This is a genomic window from Microbulbifer aggregans, assembly GCF_020524005.1.
Taxonomy (GTDB): Bacteria; Pseudomonadota; Gammaproteobacteria; order Pseudomonadales; family Cellvibrionaceae; genus Microbulbifer; species Microbulbifer aggregans_A.
This window is the reverse complement of the sequence record NZ_JAIVKK010000003.1, coordinates 396,665-416,330: the sequence shown is the minus strand read 5'-3', so window position 1 is coordinate 416,330 and position 19,666 is coordinate 396,665. Positions and strand designations below refer to the sequence as shown.

The following is a 19,666-nucleotide window of genomic DNA, read 5'->3' as shown; positions in this document are numbered from 1 at the left end:
CTCGTAGCAATCACCTGAATCCGATAGAGTCGCGTGAACCGGACCAAAAAGTATCGGCAGGTGATACTTTTTGCGGGTGGCCATATTGGATAGCTGAGGGAAGGCATGACATGAGTCAGGTACAGGCACTGATGAAGACGCTGAAGCGCGAGCTTAAGGCGAGAGGGGTTACCTACGCGCAGATTGCCCGCCAGTTGGCGCTGTCTGAAAGCAGTGTCAAAAGGATGTTCAGTGGCGGCACTTTGTCCGTCGCGCGACTCGAGTCCCTCTGCCAGATTGCAGGGCTGGATTTTTCTGAACTCGTGCGCAAGGCTGCGGAGGCGCGACGGGGAATTGCGACGCTGAGCGAACAGCAGGAACAGGAACTGGCCTCCGATCCCCGCCTGCTCCTGATGGCAGTGTGTGTACTCAACTACTGGACCGTTGCGCAGATACTCGAGACATATGAACTGAGCGAGACAGAATGCATCCAGTTACTGGCGCGCCTCGATCGGCTGAAACTGATCGAACTGCTGCCACTGAATCGCTACCGGGTGATTGTGGCGAAAGAGTTCCACTGGCGTCCCAATGGGCCGATCCAGCAGCTGTTCCAGAAGGAAGTACAACCGGAGTTCCTGGCATCCAGCTTCTCCGGCCCCGGGGAAAAGCTCGTGTTCCGCACCGGTATGCTCTCAAGAGCGGCGAATGCCGAGCTGATGAAAAAAATGGACAAATTATTGCAACAGTTCGATGAGCTCCACGATGCGGATACCGAACTCGCGCTGGACGAGCGCTATGGCTCCAGCCTGCTGGTGGCACTAAGGCCCTGGGAACTACAGTATTTCAGTCGCCTGCGGCGCGGCAACCGGGAGAAGGTTTTTCCCGAATGATACTTTGGCTATCACGATGCGGATAAATGACACCTCAGTTTGGGTTGTCTACATTCCCTGTTGATCATGCAGGCGTTTGACCAATCTGGCGTACCGGAGGAAGGGAATCGTTCCATGAAAATCACACTATTCAGTACGCTCGGATTTGAGCGCGCCGCCTTTGAGGCGGTAAACCGTGAACTCGGGCACGAGATTCATTATTGCGTAGAGCGGTTTGGGGCAGATACCGTGGCACTCGCCAATGACAGCGATGGCGTGTGCGTTTCCGTAAACGATGCGGTGGATGCCGCGGCGATCAGCGCTCTGAAGAAAAATGGCTGCGGGATTATTGTTACGCGCTCCATTGGTTTCAACCAGATCGACCTGGAGGCGGCAGACAAGGCGGGGATTCCGGTAGCGCGGGTACCACACTATTCGCCGCACTCGGTCTCCGAGTTTACCGTAGGGTTGATCCTTTCCCTTACGCGTAAAATTCACCGCGCCTTCCTGCGCAGTCGCGAATTCAATTTCAGTATCGATGGGCTGACTGGCACCCAGTTGTCAGATAAAACCGTGGGGGTTTTGGGTGCCGGACAAATCGGCGGGCTGGTGCTGCGGGCATTGAGTGGTTTTGGCTGCCGCCTGATGTACCACGACCTGCATCGGCATTCTGAACTGGATGACATTGCAACGCATTGTGATGTGCCCGAGCTGACGCGGGAAAGCGATATTTTAGTGCTCAACCTGCCTTTAACCCCGGAGACCCGCCACACCCTGAACCCGACGACGGTTCAGCAGTTAAAGCGAGGGGCGCTGATCATCAATACCGGGCGCGGTGGGCTGATTGACACCCGGGCGCTGGTGGAAGGGTTAAAGTCCGGTCAAATCGGCGGGGCAGCAATCGATGTGTACGAGGATGAGGCCGGCCTGTTTCATACCGACCGTTCTACCGATGTGCTGCAGGACGATACGTTTTGCCGCCTGCTTACCTTTCCCAACGTGATCGTTACCTCGCATATGGCCTTCCTGACAGATCACGCACTCGCCGATATCGCCACAACCACCTTGCAGGCATTTACCGATTTTGAACAGGGCGAGCCGCTGGCGACCAGAATTGATCCCTCTCCCTGATGATTGTTACGGAGGGATTTCGCGATTAGCGCTAGCAAAGTCCTGTGGCTAAAACAAAAATTTCACACCCGCAAACAGACCACTCAGATCCAGGTCGTCAAAATAAGGAGAACGGTCAAAGTTCCACTTAAGGTAGCGATAGCCACCGACAAAATCGTATCGGTAGCAGCGATAATTGATCGCGCCCACCGCCTGCCAGGTCGAATCGCTATCACCCGCACCAATATCCGCATAGTAGGTGAGGTACCAGCGATCATCGATATCGGTTTTTCCACGCAGGCCGATAACACCATCCCAGACGCTATCGGAGTCGGAAATCCGGAATCTGCGAAAATTATCGATATCGCCCCGGACATCGACGTCCAGCCACAGGTAGCGTGCGCCAAGCGTTACATTGATATTCGAAACGTCTGATTGATAAAAGCGATAGGCACCGCCCAGGGTGCTTACGAAGCCTTGCAGATCGATATCTGCCCCCACGCGGAACAGGTCTCCCCGGAAGCGAATGGTTTGGCGGATATCGTCGGAGACATCCAGGTAGATCATATCGGCAAACAGCGTCCACTCGCCCCGGGAGGCGGCCAGGGTACCCATAAAGCCGACCTCGAGATCTTTGACGAGTTCATCGAAACCGATATCGATTGTATCGCCACGTGCGGTGTCGCCGCCGATACTGGCACCCCACAGGTAGACTTCCGCACCCAGCATCCAGTGATCCGGTGGGCCGCCGCCGAACGTCTCAGGGCGACCGTAGCTTTGGGCCTGTGCCAGACAGAAGGGGAAGGCCAACAGGAGAAGTTCCAGAAGAAAGCGGGCAGATGCGAAATTGCTGCGTAATTTCATAGGTGTTGTCGTCCGTGATTATTGGCGAGGCCAGGGTGCTGGGTCCCAGTAATCAGCGCTCTCGAGCGTGGGGTCCACGCGGTGCCTGGCGCTATAACCTGACTAGATTTACTGCCTTCCCTTCCAGCCTTTCCTTCCTTTCTCTAGAGCCTAGTCTGCTATAGACCTAAGTCTCTTCGCTGTCGACACGGCAGGCGTCAAGTTTCTCTGTAAGTGTGGACTGGTCGAGCACACCGGCGGGACCGATAAGGACCTGGCTCGAATGGGGGCGCTCTTTGCCGCAAGGTTCTGTGTTGGTGTAGCGCCAGCGTTGAGCAACGCGCTGGTAGATTGTTCGGTGCGAGGGTTTCTCTGCCAGGTGCAGCACCCCCTTGGCACGCAGCAGTGACGCAGGCAGCGTGAAGGTATAGAAGAGCGGCGACACATAATGTGACTATCTTTATGTGACTTGGAGCGCCTCGGTTATAGGCGGGCCAGTGAGTAGACTAAAGTGCGAAAACTACCCTGAGATTAATAGCGGGATCGGACTGCGAAATGCTCTTAAGTGTACTGCTCGTGGCATCAGTATTACTGGTGTTGAACACGCTGATCCACGCGGTAGCGATGACCGTTGCTCTTCGCTGGAGCCGACATATCGCCGGATTGCACCCGACACATCCATTTCTGCCCACTGGCAGACCGGTGGTTGTGTCAGCAGTGGTGCTGCTGATGTTCTTTGCCTCGGTTGCGGAAGTGATGACATGGGCGCTGGTATATCGCTGGCTGGGTGCATTCAGTGGAGCGGAGCCCGCACTCTATTTTTCCATGGTGACCTACACCACGCTCGGCTACGGCGATATCGTGCTGGAAGGCAGCCTGCGCTTACTGTCCTCATTCCAGGCGGCTATTGGCATCATTATGTTTGGTTGGACCACCGCCGTCGTGCTGGCGGTGGTCCAGAGTCTCTATAAAAAGTAACCCGATAGTTTGCTGCCCTGGTTGGGAAAGACAGAGTTATTCTGCAGGTTATTGCTCGGGCGTATACCAGATCGGCGACGTCCACGCACGTTCCTGAATGCTCACCGGCAGGTCTTCTGGTCACTTCAGTCCGTAGCGGGCTGCATCGTAAGTAGACCAGCGCGGGGTCGGAATTTGTAGAACCCGTGCGTAGTACGGCATAACCGAGTAGCGCATGGTGTTATCTCTTGTTAACGAACTAAAGGGGCTATGGTTAGCTTACTAATAGACGACAGTATGGAGAGGTAGGTCGGGCATGGCGCTGATGCCTCTTTTTCTAAAAGCTTGACGGAGCAATCAACCGGGGGGATTTGTCTCTAGGTTCAATGGAGAAAAAATACATGAGAAGACAATCCGCCAAATCAAAAATGCCCGCTATCTTCCGATATCGGGCATTCTCGCTTTAGGGTAATTGGCCGATTTAGCGTCGGCTGCTATTTGGCCAGCGTGAATTCAATTTTACGTCGTTCCATATCGACCGCGGCGATGCGCACTCTGACTTCATCACCGATGGCAAAGCTGCTGTTGCCTCGCTCGGCAACAAGACGCTGCGCCGCAGCATCGAAGTTGTAGTAGTCATTTTTGAGCGCGGAGATGTGAATCAGGCCTTCAACCTGAAGATCTTCAAGCTCGATAAACAGACCAAAGTGCGTAACGCTGCCGACAACGCCATGAAAGGTCTCGCCGATAAAGTCCTGCATAAACTCGCACTTCAGCCAGGCTTCAACATCCCAGCTCGCCTTGTCTGCGCGGCGCGAGGCGTTGGAGCAGTGCACCGCGAGGGTCTGCATGGCCGGCTTGTCGTAGGGGTAGCTTTTTCCGGGAGCGAGGGGCGTCGCGTGCTCGAAGCGCTGTACCGGTGCTTTGCCCGCGCCAAACACATAGCTCAGCGCCTTGCGCAGCGGATTGCGCTGCTTTTCCCGGCGGATCACTGAGCGAATGGCTCGGTGTACCAGCAAATCCGGGTAGCGGCGAATGGGCGAGGTGAAGTGCGCATAGGCGGAGTAGGCAAGTCCGAAATGGCCGCGGTTATCCGGACTGTACTCCGCCTGGCTGAGGGATCGCAGCATCATGGTGCGGATGGTCTGCGCATCGGCGCGTTGGCCAATACTGCTCAGCACCTGATCGTAATCCGCAGTCGAAGGCTTGTTGCCGCCGCCCAGCTTGAGCCCTTTATCCTTCAAGAATGCGCGCAAGCTGGTCAGTTTCTTGTCCCGCGGGCCGTCATGCACGCGGTACAGGGTCGGTATCTTCTGCCGCTTGAGGAAGTCTGCGGTGGCCACATTGGCGCTCAGCATGAACTCTTCAATCATCTTGTGCGCATCGTTGCGGACTACTGGGACTATTTGCTCGATCTTGCGGTCTTCCGTGAACTCGAATTTCACTTCGGTCTTTTCAAAATCCATTGCACCGCGTTTTGCACGAGCTTTCTTCAATACCGTGTAGAGCCCGTGCAGCGCGTGAATATGTGGCGCCGTGTCTTTGAGTTTACGCGCCGTCTGCCGCCCGAGTCCCGAATCCGGAGCCGTGATGAAGGCATTCACCTGATTGTAGGTAAGCCGGGCGTGCGAGTGGATAACACCCTCGGAAAAGGTGTAAGCGGTCATTTTCCCGGCTTTGCTGAATGTCATCTCACAGACCATCACCAACCGGTCTACCTGTGGATTGAGCGAGCACAAACCATTGGAGAGTGATTCTGGCAGCATCGGCACTACGCGACCGGGAAAATACACCGATGTCGCGCGATTCTGCGCTTCCTGGTCCAGTGCGCTGCCCGGGGCAACGTAGTGGGAGACATCGGCAATCGCTACGAACAGGCGCCAGCGGCCATTGGCGTCTTTTTCACAGTACACTGCATCGTCGAAATCCTTGGCGTCGTCACCGTCGATGGTCACAAACGGCAGTTCTCGCAGATCCGCGCGGTGCAGTTTGTCCGCCTCGGGCACTTTATGGCCCAGCTGCTTCGCTGCGCGCAGGGTGCCCTTCGGCCAGTTGTGGGGGATATCGTGACTGCGGATGGCGACATCGATCTCCATGCCGGGACCCATGGCATCACCGAGCAGCTCGGTGACACGTCCGAAGGCATTGTAGCGACGGCTGGGAAAATCGACGATCTCAACGGAAACGTACTGTCCCGGCTTGGCGCCCATCAACTGGTCGCGATCCAGATCAATCTCGTGGGCGATACGACTGTTTTCCGGCTTGAGAAAATAGTGGTCATCTTCAAACTGCAAACGGCCAACCAGATGACTGGTGTTGCGCTCCAGTACGTTCACAATCACGCCGGTTTTACGGCCGCGGCGGTCGGTGCCACTGATACGGGCCTGCACGCGATCACCGTCGAACACGGTCAGCATTTCGTTATCGGACAAGAACAGGTCTTCTTCGGATGCGTCACTGCTCAGGAATCCGAAACCGTCCGGATGCCCGATCACACGGCCACTCAGCAGGTCTTCGGTTTTGACCAGGCTGTAACCTTTGCGGTGTTCGAAAAGAATTTGTCCGTCGCGCTCCATTGCGCGCAAACGGCGACGCAGGGCCTCTTTCTGTTCATCAGAAGTGAGGTCCAGGACTTTTGCCAGTTGTTCCCGATCAAGCTCTTTATTGCTTTTTTCGAGCAGGTTCATAATGAACGTGCGCGCGGGGATCGGGTTACTGTATTTTTTGGCGTCTTGGGGATCAAACGCAGCTATTGGGGATTTACTCATGATTTCCTCTCGGGAAAACCGCCAATAAAATTGCGCTTGGTAAAAACTTGAGTGATATGTAAGGACAGATCAGGTGTTACTCGGCAAGGTATGCAGGCGGAGATTACTCAACGGCGTTGAGGGGTATTGCAGGAGGGCATTCACACTGTGATCAGTCTGAATGCCCGTCTTACAGGTTGAGCGACCTGACGGTAACTCAACCGGAGTGGCAGCTAGGGCCACTCATTTGGCGGGCCAGGGTCTGGCCTGCCGAATGCGCGAACCAGTTGGCTCAAACGCAAACAATATTTTCAGCTTGCGGGCCTTTAGGGCCCTGAGTTACGGAGAACTCAACAGCCTGGCCTTCAGCCAGGGTTTTGAACCCGGAGCTCGCAATAGCACTGAAGTGCGCGAACACGTCAGGGCCGGATTGCTGTGCAATAAAGCCGAAGCCCTTGGATTCGTCGAACCACTTAACCGTGCCGGTAGTTGTATTGGACATGATTATTTCCTGTAAACAAATAGAGGGTGCCTTCATAAGGCATGAATAGCAAAATGAAGACTGGAATTTAGATGCTACAGGACGAAGAAATACGGATGCGACGAAACTGAGGATTTAAACAAGAGGCTTACTTTTGACTAAAGGCACTGTAGGCCCCCCTGTGAGCGAAGTCAAAGCTTTTCTCTCGTGCTTGTCCTGGCATGTACTGTGCCGTGAGTTGTGAGGCGGAGCCCGTGGCGGATGTGGCAGCAGCGTGTGACGTGCCAGTCAGATTGTTCCCGATGGCCGGCAGGGCAACCTCTAAGGGGGAGCCATGTTGATCAAAAATCGCTCGTGGGGTATTGTTCCGGCCTCTAAAGGAGGACGGCCTCCCCCATTTCGGGTAGTGATTCCCAGGACGGCCTGGCCCTGTTTGAAACGGAGCAGTCAATGTCCGCCTGGATCTACCTTGTCATCGCCGGCGCCCTTGAAGTGATTTGGGCATTCTCCATGAAGCAGTCCCACGGCTTCACTCGGCTCGTCCCCTCCCTCATCACACTGGTCACCATGCTGGGCAGCTTCTGGCTATTGGCCATTGCCATGCGCACTATCCCCCTCGGTACCGCTTATACGATCTGGACGGGCATCGGTGCTATTGGTGCGTTTATCGTGGGTATTATTTTTCTGGCAGAGCCGGTGAATGCGATGAGAATTGCTGCCGCGATCCTGATCGTCTCGGGATTGGTGCTGATGAAACTCTCCAGTGTGTGAATTTAGTTCGGTTCTTACAGGGAAGAGCACTTACTGCTGTAGCGGTGGGCATTCGAAGGAAGGGGCAGCTTTATTCTAAATCGGAGAACCGGCCACCACGGGAGTGACCAGCTTCACTGGAAACACGAAGGTTTACCAATCCTTAGTGTTTCCGGCTTTAATTAGTTTTTTCCCAATTTTAACTGGTCAACGCCTTTCGTGTAGTCAGCGGGCGTCCAGCGGAGCTGCACTCTGACGTTATCGAGTTGCCGCCCGGTATTGTTTTTAAATACATTCAGGTTGTCCGCTTCGGACAATGCCGTTTGACGGAATGCGTCTTGATACTCTGCTGGTGCGTCAACACTGATAATGCGTGGGTTGACGGCGATACCGCTTTCCCGAACATCCAGCTCTACCACTGCCGACGCAGAAATCGCCAACGCTTCCAGACCTTCAGGGTAACTTGGGTAATGGCTTTTAATGTATTGCAATTTTGGTTTCCCTGTGAAGGAAATTTCGTTCGCAGGGGATGGGATTGAATAGGGCAATAAGTGGATTTTACGATGGGGCATCTTCTTAAGAACTTTGTCGAGAGCGACTTGTGATGTCCCTACACCTGCTACATGGAATCTCACAACATAATCAGCGGCCTTCAGGTTGGAGTTTTTATCGCTGAACGGCAATGTTGTAACGAAGTTAGTCGCGGATTCTATAAACGCTTCTTCATGCCCGCCTGATGTTACAGTTTCTACTACCTGAATAGATGAAACCTTACCGTCTTTTACGTCAAACCGGAGATGGACCTCGCCTTGGATTCCTTCAAAAAATGCCGCCCTTGGCATGGAAAAATTCAATAAGTCTGCATCATTTAGGTTAATCGTATTTTGACTCTTAGCTATTGCTTGTCCCCAAGCAAACGCCAAAGCCAAAATCGCTGCGCTAACCCAGCTCGCTAAAAATCGAGCAAGCTTTGAAGGTTTTAATGTGCTTTTCAATCGATCGATCCTTGTAATCATTGTCATCTTATCTCCGTAATGTGATTGAAGTATCCAGAATCCATCCCAACGCTCATAGGACTGCAACATTGCTCTGGAATATAGGATTTTTTTCTGTTTGTCCGCCTGTGATATGACTTCTTCGTCACAAGCACACTCTTGGGTGAGACGGAAGCGCAGGTAAACTATCCAAGCGGCTGGGTTAAACCAAAAGAGAATGGCGAGCGTAAGTGCAAGTAGATTCCATAGATTGTCGAATCTCTTGGCGTGTACCAGTTCATGCTCCAATACATAATCCAGCTGCTTTGTCTCATAGTATTGTTTGTAGTCACTGGGAAGAATTATTTCTGGCTTGAAGATACCTTTTAAAATCGGCCCCTTTACTTTGCTGGAGGTATAAAAAATCCCGCTGGGGAGTAGTTCATACTGGCGGTCTTCAAGCACCGGTGATTTTGGTAGCATGGCTAGCCTGATTAATCCTATCAGTACGCTCGTTATGAGTGTTCCTGCACCAAGTAGCCAGATCCACTCGATATTATTCGCGGTACTTGATGTTACGCTTTGAGCAATTTGGTAATCATTAACGGTATAGGCAGTGACCGCCAGTGCATAAGGAATCAGGTGGAGCGACTCACTACTTTGGGCTGTGCTTGCTAGGTTTATGGGAGGCAGGTTTATAACAAAGAGAGCCAGGGGGATCAGAGCATATAGTCGGTAAGTGAACTTTGCTCCAAGGCGTTTTACCAATACCAAATCGCAAAACCAAACCAAGAAAAGCGTTAAAGTCAGCGGTTCTTGCTGCTCCAGAACCCAATTAATCATTATTTTTTTCCCATTGCTTGATGATGTCCTTGAGTTCTTCTATGTCCGATTTCTTTAAATTTCCACCTTTTACAAAACCTGAAACAAGCATGGAGAGCTGGCCGTCAAATAGTCTCTCTACAAGTTTTTTACTTTGCTTGATCTGGTATGCTTCACGTCCAAAACAAGGGGAGTATAAAAATGAGCGATCTTGGCGGACATAATCTATGGCCCCCTTTTTAACCAGGCGGCTAAGTAGGGTTTTTACAGTTTGTTCTTGCCATTTTTTTTTACTTTTAAGTCGTTGGAAAACCTCACGAGCGCTCGCGGGTGCTCCGTCCCATAACGCCTCCATTACTTCGTGCTCTGCTTCTGAAATTTCCATTCGCCTTCCGATTACACTTGTGGTTTCAAACAGTTTACAACTGTAGTCGCTGGGAAAACTAAACGAAACCACCTTTTTGAAATAAGAGGCTTCTTTGATATAGCGAATTGGAATGTTTGAGGGGAAGGCGGCTCTTTGCACGTCGCTTCTTTACTAAGGCAGTCCGTATCAATATGTCCGTCCGACACGGTTCGTTATGGCGGTTATTGGCTTCGAATCAATGCTCCCCGGTGAGCTTATACGTACTGATCGCGTGAAGATCTCGAATGTATTTTTTGGTCATAACGCCCCATTTATTGGGCTTGTTCGAAGCTACATCGTTAGCGGCACTAAAGAATCACACTCCCCAAAGAAAAACCAAGCACCACGGCTGAGGCGATCGTCACTACACCGGGAATGAGAAAAGGGCGGTTAAACACTAGCCGGCCGATGCGCGTTGAGCTCGTGCCATCCATTTCAGCAGCGGCAGTCAGTGCCGGATAGGAGGTGATTACAAATGGCGTACTCACAGTAGTGGAGGTTTAGTAGCCGATTGTCAGGTCAATGCTGACTTAGGAGTGAGCCAATGAATAATTGTTAGCCAAAGACCGAGAGAATCAATTAAATACTGGCGCCACCTAGAACGAGATGTTCCAATCGACTCGCAGTCGCTTGCCGTCTTCTTTGGCCACATCGTCTGGATAGAGTAGGTCGATGGCATCTACAAGGAATAGCCGCGCGACAATGCTCATTTTCTTTGCCGGTATGAAGGTGAAACGCAGCTCATGCCCCTTGTAGTTGGTGGCTCTTACCTGATCTGACATTCCCCATCGCACCCACTCGTCCTGGGTGTAGGAGCTGTTGGTGGCCAGCGTTTCCTGGTAGCTGTAAAAATATCCGATCTGCCAGTCGCAGGGTTTCTTTTTGTTGCCGTACATCGCCTCAACTACAAAACCATTGACGTCTTTGCGGTGGAAATCGGTAAAACTGCCCGGGTCTGCGTCGTCGTAATCGGCGAAGTTGCGTGTGAAATCAGCGCCAAGCGTCAGGGGTGTGGCATCGATCTCGGTGCGGTACTGCAACTGCAGGTTGATCTCGCGATAATCGCGGCTGCCGTTCTCGGTCAGGAGTTTCGAGTTGTCCGGGTCGCCTGAGTCCGCGTTGGTCAGGAAAAAGCCCAGGGCTACGCCCATATCGCCAGAGCCAATCTTGTGACGATACGCTAACTCGCCGATTGCTGCGCGACCGGAATAGTCGCGCATGCCTACCGGCAGTTTTACGTAGTTGAACGAGGCAAAGTATTCGGACTGATCGCCGACGGTATCGCGGTGACCGCCGCCAATACCCGTGTAGGTGATATTGTCGAATACAAAGAGTTCGTCCTGATGCAGGTATTCGAGTTCACGCCGGCCTGCCCAGAACTCGGTACCGCCATTCTTGTAGCCGAGAAACCACTGGTCGAAGTTGAACTCATAGGGGCCGTCATCGCCACCGTTGAAGTCGTAAATCGTGATGTGTGTGGATTGCTGAGATGCCCTGGGGCCACTGCGCAGGCGTACCTGGGCTTTCCAGTGGTCGGTCAGGTGATATCCGAGGCCTCCGCGGAGGCGAATCCGCATGCGCAGGCGGGGATCGCGCGCGCTGCCGTCACCTTCCCGGGAGTCCCAGTCCTGTTCCAGGCGCAGCCGGAAGTCTGCGGTGTAATCCCACTCCCCAGCGCCGGCAGGCTTTTTTTCATCCGCAATGGCCGGGATTGTCAACAGTGTGAATGCTGCGGTAAGCGCCAAGCGGCCAAATAGGGCGCGACGTTGCATGGGAGAGGGCTCGCGAATTCGGGGCTTGAAACTAAGATAGCAATGTCGTGTGAAAGGGGCGTGAATTTGTGTCGACTACAGGAACAGTTGCGGCTGTGGCCACTACAAAATCACACTCCCGAAAGCAAAACCCAGCACCACTGCTGAGGCAATCGTGACTACGCCGGGAATGAGAAATGGGTGGTTAAACACAAACCGGCCAATGCGCGTCGAACCAGTGTCATCCATCTCCACAGCGGCAATCAGCGTCGGATAGGTAGGTAATACGAACAGCGCGCTCACCGCGGCGAAAGAGGCCACTGCGGTCAGTGGTGCAACGCCAATCGTCAGGGCGGCGGGCATCAGGGCGACGGTAGTTGCGCCTTGGGAGTAGAGCAGCATTGAGGCAAAAAACAACGTCAGTGCCAGCATCCAGGGATATTGCGCTAACAAATTTCCGGCGACGGATTTAATGTCTTCGACGTGTGCCTCAACAAATGTCGAGCCCAGCCAGGCTACGCCCAATACGCAAACGCAGGCGGTCATGCCCGATCTAAACGTGGCCGCATTGGGTATCAGTGACGCATCGGTTTTCGTCAAACAGACAATCGCTGCCGCGGCGGCCAGCATGACCGACAGGATTGCTTCATTGCGACCGAGCGGCGGGTTTTGAATAAGCGCCACAGAATCTGAAATCGCAGCGGCGTAACAGACGATGACCAGCAGCGCCGCGAGGAATATGAAGGTGGCAGGCTTGGCACTGGGCAGCAGCGCCTGTTGGTGCAGGCTCTCTGCACGAATGCTGCCCTCAGCCAGGCGCTCAAGGTAAACGGGGTCGTCCTTGAGTTCGCAGCCCATAAACCCAGCGACAAAGGCGCCAATCATGCAGGCGAGGAATGTACTGGGGATGCATACGGCAAGTAGCTGCAGGTAGTCGATACCATAGGGTGCGAGCATGGCAGCAAAGGCGACTACAGCCGCGGAGATCGGCGAAGCGGTAATGGCAATTTGCGAGGCAATCACGGCGATGGAAAGTGGCCGTGAAGGGCGTACGCCCTGTTCCTTAGCCACCTGGGCGATGACCGGTAAGGTGGAAAATGCCGTGTGCCCGGTGCCCGCCATGAGTGTCATCAGGTAGGTAACCAAAGGCGCGTAATAGGTGATTCGGCTGGGGTGTTTGCGCAGGAAGTTTTCAGCAATCTTCACGAGCCAATCCATACCACCAGCAATTTGCATCGCCGCAATGGCAGTGATCACCGCCATGATGATCAGGATCACGTCAACGGGGATAAATGCTTCTTTGGTGGGAACACCCAGCAGTGCGAGCGCGATAACGCCAGCCCCACCTGCCAGGCCAATCCCGATTCCGCCAATCCGGGCGCCGATGTAGATAAAGATGAGCACCACCAGAAACTCAACCAATATCATGGTGCGATCCTCGTAATAATCTGCTGCTTTGCATTCCACTTTAGCTTTTTTGGGGAATGCGATAAGGCGGAGGAGACCCTGGTGGTGGCTTTCGGTTAGTGCGTTCTTGTTATTGGCCGGTTCAAATCATTCTTGCTTTTTGGGCTTCTCTTTGTCATCCGCGCCCTTGCGGTCATAGGCACCAAACAACTCTGGGTCGAGTCCTTTGCGATCAAAGATTCCCTTGAGGGCGATATTACCGATCTGGGGGCCGTCCTCGGTCATGGTTATCCACATGATGTGATCCACGTTACCGGGCCCTTCCTGGTGGAAAGAGGCTCCGGCGGGGCCCATCGTGATGTGCTCGGAACCATCCAGCAAATCGTAGTCGTAGTAATGCAGGTGGCCGGCGAGAAAGGTGTGCTTGCGAGTATCGAGCATTCCCTGGATCGCCTTGAAGCTAGCGGACGCATTCTCCCAGGCTGGCTCATGGAGGAACAGGAAGGTCCAGCGCACGTCCGGATTGTCGGCGAGAGTCTTTTTGATCCACGCCACTTGCTTTTCGCCAAACTCGACGGGCTTGCCGAGAGCGGCGACCACCGCCTCGTCAGACATAAATTCAGCCAGCATTTCCCTGGCCTTGGCCGGGTCTTCGACCTGCAGCCTGTTGTACAGGTCCAGCTTTTCCTTCATCCCTTCGGGCGCTGCTCGGGGCGGGTCCTCGCTATCAAGAACCATGAACAACACGTCCTTGTAGACGAAGTGGTAGTAGGTGGCGCCGTGCCGATCCTTCCAGACCTGCTGCGCGGTTTTGTTCGCGATGTCATGGTTACCTGGCGTGCGGACGAACGGCATTTTGAGCTTGCCCAACAGCTTGTCCACTTCATCCCACTCGGCATTCAGTTCCGCCTTGTCGTCACTGTATCCCTCGATCAGGTCACCGACATTAATGACAAACTCGGGCAATAGCAGATTGAGCTGGTTGATCGCGAGTTTGAAGGTGCCTTCCTGATTGGCGCCTCCGGTACGGTCGCCGATGACGACGAACTGAAATTCGGCGGGATCATTTTGAAGCGGCTGAGAAGTCCAGGGTTTGGAACCAGGGAGTCGTTCCTTGTCGTAGGAGAACCCCTTTGTTGTTTCGCCGGCAGCCCAAAGGTTGGTAGAGGAGATCGCGAGGGCGACTGCCATACACACTGGCGTAAGCTTCATGTCTTGTTGCGTCCTTACTCTTATCGTGTCATCGAGCGGGCATATCCGGTTTACCCTACGTGTTCTGGTCTCATTGACCCGGTGGCGCGTACTGGATTTTATCCAGCAGGTCGCCGAGGCTGAGGCTAGAGCCACGGGCCGGCGGGAATTCCTTCAGGGACTCGAGTTCCTCTTTCACCAGTGTCTGCGCGGGCCCCATCAGGTACATGCGCTTGCCAAACCAGTGGATATACATATCCGCCTGGTCCTGCCAGCGCTCGTAGGGGTCGAGGCGTAGATTGGTGATGTACGGCCAACTTGTATGGTTATGGTAGGCCGTCGAGAGATTACCCGACATATCGGTGAAGGTAATTTTCCACTGATTCCAGCGAACGGCATTGAGACCGCCGTCCGCGTCGAAGTAGTAAATTCTGTCACGCGGGCTGTCCTCCGCTTTCCCGGTCAGGTAGGGCAGCAGGTTGTAGCCGTCGAGATGCGCCTTGAAGGTTTTGCCGTCGGCCTTGAAGCCGCCTTTCTTCAGCGCTTCCTGGATGCCGGAGTCTTTACCACCGTTGGCCGCCGCCAGCAGGGTCGGCATCCAGTCGATGTGCGAGGTAATGCCGTTGAAGATGGTGCCCGGCTTGATATGCCCGGGCCAGCGGATAAGTTGCGGAACACGGAAGCCGCCCTCGGTGGTCAGGCCTTTCTCGCCCCGGAAGGCGTGCATGCCGCCCATGTCCGGACCGGTAAAAATCTCAGCGCCGTTATCGGTGGACCACAGCACGATGGTGTTGTCGGCTACACCCAGTTCATCGAGCTTGTCGAGCAGTTGGCCGGTCTCCCAGTCGAGTTCATCTATAGCGTCAGGGAAAACGCCCTTGCCGGTCTTATGATACTGCTCCTTGCTCAGGTGTACCCAGACGTGGCCGCGTGTCGAGTTGAACCACATGAAAAAGGGCTTCTCACCACCCGACGCCTTGTTCGCTTTTACCGCAGCTTCCATCCATTCGAGCGCCTTGGCGGTAACCTCTTTCTCAACGGTCTTCATGCGCTCGACGGTGAGCGGGCCCGTGTCGATGCATTTCTGCTTGCCGACTTTGCCCCAGCGTGGTTCCACGGTTGTGTCGACCTTGTCGGTCGCCACACAATCCAGCATCCCGCGTGGGCCGAACTGTTCACGAAAGCTCTTGCCGTTAAATTCCTTGGGGTAGTCGTAGTTTTCAGGCTCTTCCTCGGCATTCAAATGGTAAAGATTGCCGTAGAACCTGTCGAAGCCACGCACCGTCGGTAAATACTTGTTCAGGTCGCCGAGATGATTCTTACCAAATTGTCCTGTTTGATAACCATAGTTTTTCAGCAGCTCACCAAGGGTCGGGTCTTCGATGCGTACGCCATGGTCAACGCCCGGCATACCAATCGTCAAAAGACCTGTGCGGAACGGATTTTGCCCAAGCGCGAAGGAGGCCCTGCCAGCGGTGCACGATTGCTGCGCATAGTGGTCGGTAAAGAGCGCACCTTCCTTCGCGATACGGTCGATATTGGGTGTGTTGTAATCCAGCATGCCTCGGTGATAGGCGCTGACATTGTCGTGACCGATATCGTCGCCCCAAATGACCAGGATATTGGGTTTCTTGTCCTGCGCATCCACAGTTCCGGTAAACAATGCGCCAGTTAAAAGCACCGTCGCTGTCAATACCCGTGCAACAGGTTTAAAAATCCTCCGATTCATCGCGATTGGGCTCCTGTGGTTTCTGTAGCTAGATCGGAAAAAAGCAACGTCACGCGCTATTGGCTGACTTTGTCCGGGGAATCTGTTTGCTGTTGCCTGCACATATTTCAGATTTTTTGTACTTTCCTGAGCTTGCAACGAATAATTAATTTAAGAGTAGATATCTTTCATTGGTTGTGAAGATTGGATATACAGGTCTGTTGAAGTTCCCGCCTATTGCTTCGAAAATTCTGTTAGAGAAAGTTGGGGCAGAGTAAAGTTTTGGCAGGAATATCTTTTAACCGAGCTGTTTAACCTACGCGTAGGTCAAACATGGCGTTGCTTGGCGTAGCCATTCTCTGACGACTGTTAGATCTTGAAAAGTGTGAGATTACTGATCGTCGAGAGTTCTGGAAACATTGACGTTGGGCGGTGCGGCGCTGAAAAGGGTATGAATATGTGTATAAAATAGCGCGGTTCCGAATCGGGTACTGAAAAGCTCAGTTGTGACGATAGTGCAAAAAAAAATCGCTTAAATAAGGAAATTTTATGTCTCCAACATCTAAGGAGATGCAGACCAGGAATGCGATCAATAAAAAGCATAGTGTGGTTGAGCGCTCCCAATGGGGCTTGAAGATTCCAAAGGTCAGTCAGCTGGTCTCCGATTGGGACTTCGACAGTATTGTCTTGCACCACTCGGGAAACTCTGGCGAGAAAGACCCTAGGGCGATTGAAGCTAAGCATATTCAGGATCGCGGCTGGGACGATGTAGGTTACCACTACCTGATACACCCGAATGGGACCATTTATGAAGGGCGGAAGATCTACCACAAAGGCTCACATGTCTCCGGCGCCAACACCGGCAAAATCGGCATCTTGCTAATGGGGGATTTCAATGAGCAGTGGTGGGACTTTGATGACACTTTATCCAATTCGCATATCTCCGCGGCCAACAGGCTAACCAAGACGTTGCGAGGGCATTTCACGAAGGTAAGGAAACTCGGTGGCCATAAGGAGTATCTCCCCGGGATGGGGTACACCTGCCCGGGAAACTTGATAATGGACAAGCTCAACAGGATGAGGAACAAGCATGGCCTTAACAAACCTTAAGCTACCGCTGGCCCTGTTGGTCATCACCGTGCTATTGCTACTGCTAAAGCTGTTTACCGCGATCATCATGCTGCCCGATGATCCGGCGAGCTTTCTGATTTTCCGCTTTTCCCCCTCTTTGGAAAATTACCTCAGCGGCTTTCCCGAAGGGGTGCAATACACCGTATTGCTTGCCGACGAGAATGGCGTGCTCGGCGAGCCGTTCTACCAGCTTGTGGTTCGCTACCTGTGGTGGCTCTTTGCCGCTGTTGCGCTGGTGGTCTTGCTTGCTCGCAAACCGTGGCAACAAGAGCAGTAGAAGTCACTAGGGCAGACACCGGTACACGAGGGGGAAAAGGAGTTAGCTTTCAGCCTTGAACTGATCGAACCCGTGTTCGCAGGCCTTATGCGGCGGGTACTTCGGGTGTTATACCCCGGTTAGTGTTACATCCGGTGTTACATAAAAGGCGCCGCTCCTAAACTGAGGAGGGCGCCGGAGGCTATTGAAGGCTGTGGATAAGTTATGCTGCCTGCTCGCGGTGAGCCCGACTCACTTCAAGGCGGTGCTCGGGATTAGAGGTGCCGCTGGAAGAAGGGCAGTATCTCGGCCATAGCCAGTTCCACAGGCTCAGGCTGGTCGTAAAGGTCGTAAAGGTCGTAAAGGTCGTAATGGGAGTAGCCCTCCGCCACGAAGATCTGCTTGTCTTTCGAACCGGCGCGTCCGAAGATTTCCCAGCTATCCCGATAGGCACCGAAAGCACCGGGCTTATCACCGGTGACTACAAGCAGCGGCTGCGTTAACAGGCTTTCCGCGTTGAGGAATGCATCCCAGCCCATGGCGGCGCTGTTAAATGAAAACAGGCCAGAGGTCGCCCCGTTCGGCTTTTGGCCGCGCGTGGTCTTGTAGTAATCCGTTGCTTCCAGCACATCCCTGTCGGTGATGCCATTCGCCCTGCCTTCTTCTACCGAAGCTGGCAGGTAGTCAATCACGTGGCGCTCTGCACCCTGTGCTTCGGCGGTGCGCTGCTTGCCCATCGCCTGCAGGGCAGACACCGGATCGAATTCACTAAACCCTTCGCGAATCAGACGCCCAAAGTTCACGCCGGTAATGGAGGTCAGCGCCTTGTTACGGTGATCGGTAATCGCCGCGTGAATCGTGTAGCCGCCTCCGCCGCAAACCCCGATGGCGCCGATACGCTCTGGATCCACATAGGGCAGAGTCACCAGGTAATCGATCGCAAAGCGGATATCGGATGTGCGAATCGACGGGGCCTCGATAAATCTCGGTGAACCGCCACTTTCGCCCTGAAAGCTGGCATCAAACGCCAGGGCAATAAATCCCGCTTCCGCCAGTGCTTTCGCATAGATATTGCCGGAGGTTTGCTCCTTGCAGCTTCCGATCGGATGCGTGCTGACAATGGCCGGATATTGTTTCGTTTCATCAAAATCTGGTGGCAGGTAGAGATCAGCCGCTGACTGCCATCCCAGGTTTTGATACTTCACGTGTTGGATGTTTACCTTACTCATTTACATCACCTCGAATTTTTTATCGGGGCACACACAGAATGTGCCCCGAAATTTATTGCCTTTGAACTCAGTTACTTCAGCGTGCGCGCAAAGAACGGAGTCAGTACGGATACTGCTTCGTCCACATACTCGGGCACGTCGTACAGCGACATGTGGTTCGCGCCTTTCACAACATGCATGGTCTTGTCGCTGCTGGCTGCGCGGGCGATCAGGTCATCACTCATCCATTTGCTTCCCGCCTGGTCGCCGGCAACGGTCAGCACCGGTTGCGTCAGGAAGGCCTCCGCCAGGTTGTAGGCGTCATAGGTGATGATCTGGTTCAGGCTGCGAGCGGTCATAAAGCCGGGTGCATTCGGGTGCTGGCAGCGATCGGTGTGGTAGTACTCCCAGGCCTGGCGCAGCTCTTCATTGGGCGCATCCTCTTCCTTCATCGGGGCCAGGGGCAGGGTGCCCAGTTCATCGCTGTTGGCGTCGCTGGTGCGCGCTTCGGAGCCCGCCACAACATACGGCAGTGCGTCGGCATCCTTGACGTTGTTCTCCCAGCCATTGCGGAACATCTGGCCGATGTTTACCGCGCTGACGGTGGCGAGGGATTTGATACGGCGGTCGGTGATCGCGGCATTGGCGGAATAGCCGCCGCCAGCACAGACACCCATGGCGCCGATGCGGTTGTTGTCGACGTATGACAATGTGGTCAGGTAGTCGATCACCGCGCTGACATCCTCAGTGCGGATGTAGGGGTTCTCCAGCTGACGCGGGGTACCGGTGCTCGCTCCCTGGTAAGAAGCGTCGTAAGCAACCGTGACCAGGCCGCGCTCTGCCAGTCGCTCGGCATAAAGGCCCGCAGTCTGTTCCTTAACACCACCGCCCGGGTGGGATACCACGACTGCGGCGTACTGCTGGCTTTCATCAAAGTCGGCAGGGAAGTACACGTTGGCAGCGATAGTGACGCCCTGGCCATTGAGGTTCTTGATGCTGATGCTTTTCATGCTGGTGCTTTTCATGACGGTGCCCTTCATGTTGGTAGCTTCGGTCTCAGTAATTTTCTGAGCCGC

18 protein-coding genes and 1 pseudogene are annotated in these 19,666 nt (G+C 53.9%); 6 read left to right on the top strand and 13 right to left on the bottom strand.

Annotated elements, in window-relative coordinates; translation table 11 throughout:
* Window positions 1–110: 110 nt before the first annotated feature.
* Entirely contained in the window at window positions 111–869 is a 759-nt protein-coding gene (locus tag LC093_RS06685) for a helix-turn-helix domain-containing protein (protein WP_226663459.1), read from the top strand.
* A 114-nt stretch (window positions 870–983) separates the two neighbouring features.
* Window positions 984–1,979 (top strand): 2-hydroxyacid dehydrogenase, encoded by a 996-nt coding sequence (locus LC093_RS06680; protein WP_226663457.1) that lies wholly within the window; start codon window positions 984–986, stop codon window positions 1,977–1,979.
* 48 nt (window positions 1,980–2,027) lie between these two features.
* Here LC093_RS06680 and LC093_RS06675 read toward each other — a convergent pair whose 3' ends face one another.
* On the bottom strand, window positions 2,028–2,822 hold the full coding sequence (locus LC093_RS06675; protein ID WP_226663455.1) for a hypothetical protein: 795 nt from the start codon (window positions 2,820–2,822) through the stop codon (window positions 2,028–2,030).
* Between the two features lie 166 nt (window positions 2,823–2,988).
* A complete protein-coding gene (locus tag LC093_RS20530; protein ID WP_226663452.1) occupies window positions 2,989–3,246 on the bottom strand; it encodes a GTP-binding protein in 258 nt (85 codons plus the stop codon).
* 110 nt (window positions 3,247–3,356) lie between these two features.
* Here LC093_RS20530 and LC093_RS06665 point away from each other — a divergent pair, with 110 nt between their 5' ends.
* Complete coding sequence (locus LC093_RS06665; RefSeq protein ID WP_226663450.1) at window positions 3,357–3,779, top strand: potassium channel family protein; 423 nt, start codon at window positions 3,357–3,359, stop codon at window positions 3,777–3,779.
* A 48-nt stretch (window positions 3,780–3,827) separates the two neighbouring features.
* On the opposite strand, the pseudogene LC093_RS06660 reads toward LC093_RS06665, so the two are convergent.
* The 3 genes and pseudogenes from LC093_RS06660 to LC093_RS06650 all read right to left on the bottom strand — a co-directional run.
* Window positions 3,828–3,974, bottom strand: a pseudogene (locus tag LC093_RS06660) (DUF3604 domain-containing protein); the annotation flags it as partial.
* 278 nt (window positions 3,975–4,252) lie between these two features.
* Window positions 4,253–6,526 carry a ribonuclease R gene (rnr, locus tag LC093_RS06655; protein WP_226663447.1) on the bottom strand — a complete coding sequence of 758 codons (2,274 nt, stop codon included), beginning with the start codon at window positions 6,524–6,526 and terminating at the stop codon, window positions 4,253–4,255.
* Between the two features lie 271 nt (window positions 6,527–6,797).
* Window positions 6,798–7,007: a cold-shock protein gene (locus tag LC093_RS06650; protein WP_226663445.1), complete on the bottom strand. Its 210-nt coding sequence runs from the start codon at window positions 7,005–7,007 to the stop codon at window positions 6,798–6,800.
* Between the two features lie 429 nt (window positions 7,008–7,436).
* On the opposite strand from LC093_RS06650, the gene LC093_RS06645 reads away from it, so the two are divergent.
* A complete protein-coding gene (locus tag LC093_RS06645) occupies window positions 7,437–7,757 on the top strand; it encodes a DMT family transporter (protein WP_226663443.1) in 321 nt (106 codons plus the stop codon).
* 161 nt (window positions 7,758–7,918) lie between these two features.
* On the opposite strand, the gene LC093_RS06640 is transcribed toward LC093_RS06645, so the two are convergent.
* The 6 genes from LC093_RS06640 to LC093_RS06615 all read right to left on the bottom strand — a co-directional run bounded on the left by LC093_RS06640 (window position 7,919) and on the right by LC093_RS06615 (window position 16,016).
* On the bottom strand, window positions 7,919–9,553 hold the full coding sequence (locus tag LC093_RS06640) for a M56 family metallopeptidase (protein ID WP_226663441.1): 1,635 nt from the start codon (window positions 9,551–9,553) through the stop codon (window positions 7,919–7,921).
* The gene (locus LC093_RS06635; RefSeq protein WP_226663439.1) at window positions 9,546–10,058 is read right to left on the bottom strand and encodes a BlaI/MecI/CopY family transcriptional regulator; all 513 of its coding nucleotides are present in this window, start codon (window positions 10,056–10,058) and stop codon (window positions 9,546–9,548) included. The genes LC093_RS06640 and LC093_RS06635 overlap by 8 nt, the downstream gene beginning before the upstream one ends.
* Before the next feature lie 476 nt (window positions 10,059–10,534).
* Window positions 10,535–11,710, bottom strand: a complete 1,176-nt coding sequence (locus tag LC093_RS06630; protein WP_226663437.1) for a putative porin — start codon at window positions 11,708–11,710, stop codon at window positions 10,535–10,537.
* Between the two features lie 102 nt (window positions 11,711–11,812).
* A complete protein-coding gene (locus LC093_RS06625) occupies window positions 11,813–13,117 on the bottom strand; it encodes an anaerobic C4-dicarboxylate transporter (protein ID WP_226663435.1) in 1,305 nt (434 codons plus the stop codon).
* 126 nt (window positions 13,118–13,243) lie between these two features.
* Window positions 13,244–14,308 carry a metallophosphoesterase family protein gene (locus LC093_RS06620; protein ID WP_226663433.1) on the bottom strand — a complete coding sequence of 355 codons (1,065 nt, stop codon included), beginning with the start codon at window positions 14,306–14,308 and terminating at the stop codon, window positions 13,244–13,246.
* Window positions 14,309–14,378: 70 nt separating this feature from the next.
* On the bottom strand, window positions 14,379–16,016 hold the full coding sequence (locus tag LC093_RS06615; RefSeq protein WP_226663431.1) for an arylsulfatase: 1,638 nt from the start codon (window positions 16,014–16,016) through the stop codon (window positions 14,379–14,381).
* A 528-nt stretch (window positions 16,017–16,544) separates the two neighbouring features.
* On the opposite strand from LC093_RS06615, the gene LC093_RS06610 reads away from it, so the two are divergent.
* Window positions 16,545–17,105: an N-acetylmuramoyl-L-alanine amidase gene (locus LC093_RS06610; RefSeq protein ID WP_226663429.1), complete on the top strand. Its 561-nt coding sequence runs from the start codon at window positions 16,545–16,547 to the stop codon at window positions 17,103–17,105.
* A complete protein-coding gene (locus LC093_RS06605) occupies window positions 17,086–17,403 on the top strand; it encodes a hypothetical protein (protein ID WP_226663427.1) in 318 nt (105 codons plus the stop codon). The genes LC093_RS06610 and LC093_RS06605 overlap by 20 nt, the downstream gene beginning before the upstream one ends.
* 254 nt (window positions 17,404–17,657) lie before the next feature.
* Here LC093_RS06605 and LC093_RS06600 read toward each other — a convergent pair whose 3' ends face one another.
* A complete protein-coding gene (locus tag LC093_RS06600) occupies window positions 17,658–18,611 on the bottom strand; it encodes an alpha/beta hydrolase (protein ID WP_226663426.1) in 954 nt (317 codons plus the stop codon).
* Window positions 18,612–18,682: 71 nt separating this feature from the next.
* Complete coding sequence (locus tag LC093_RS06595; RefSeq protein ID WP_226663424.1) at window positions 18,683–19,615, bottom strand: alpha/beta hydrolase; 933 nt, start codon at window positions 19,613–19,615, stop codon at window positions 18,683–18,685.
* Window positions 19,616–19,666: the final 51 nt, after the last annotated feature.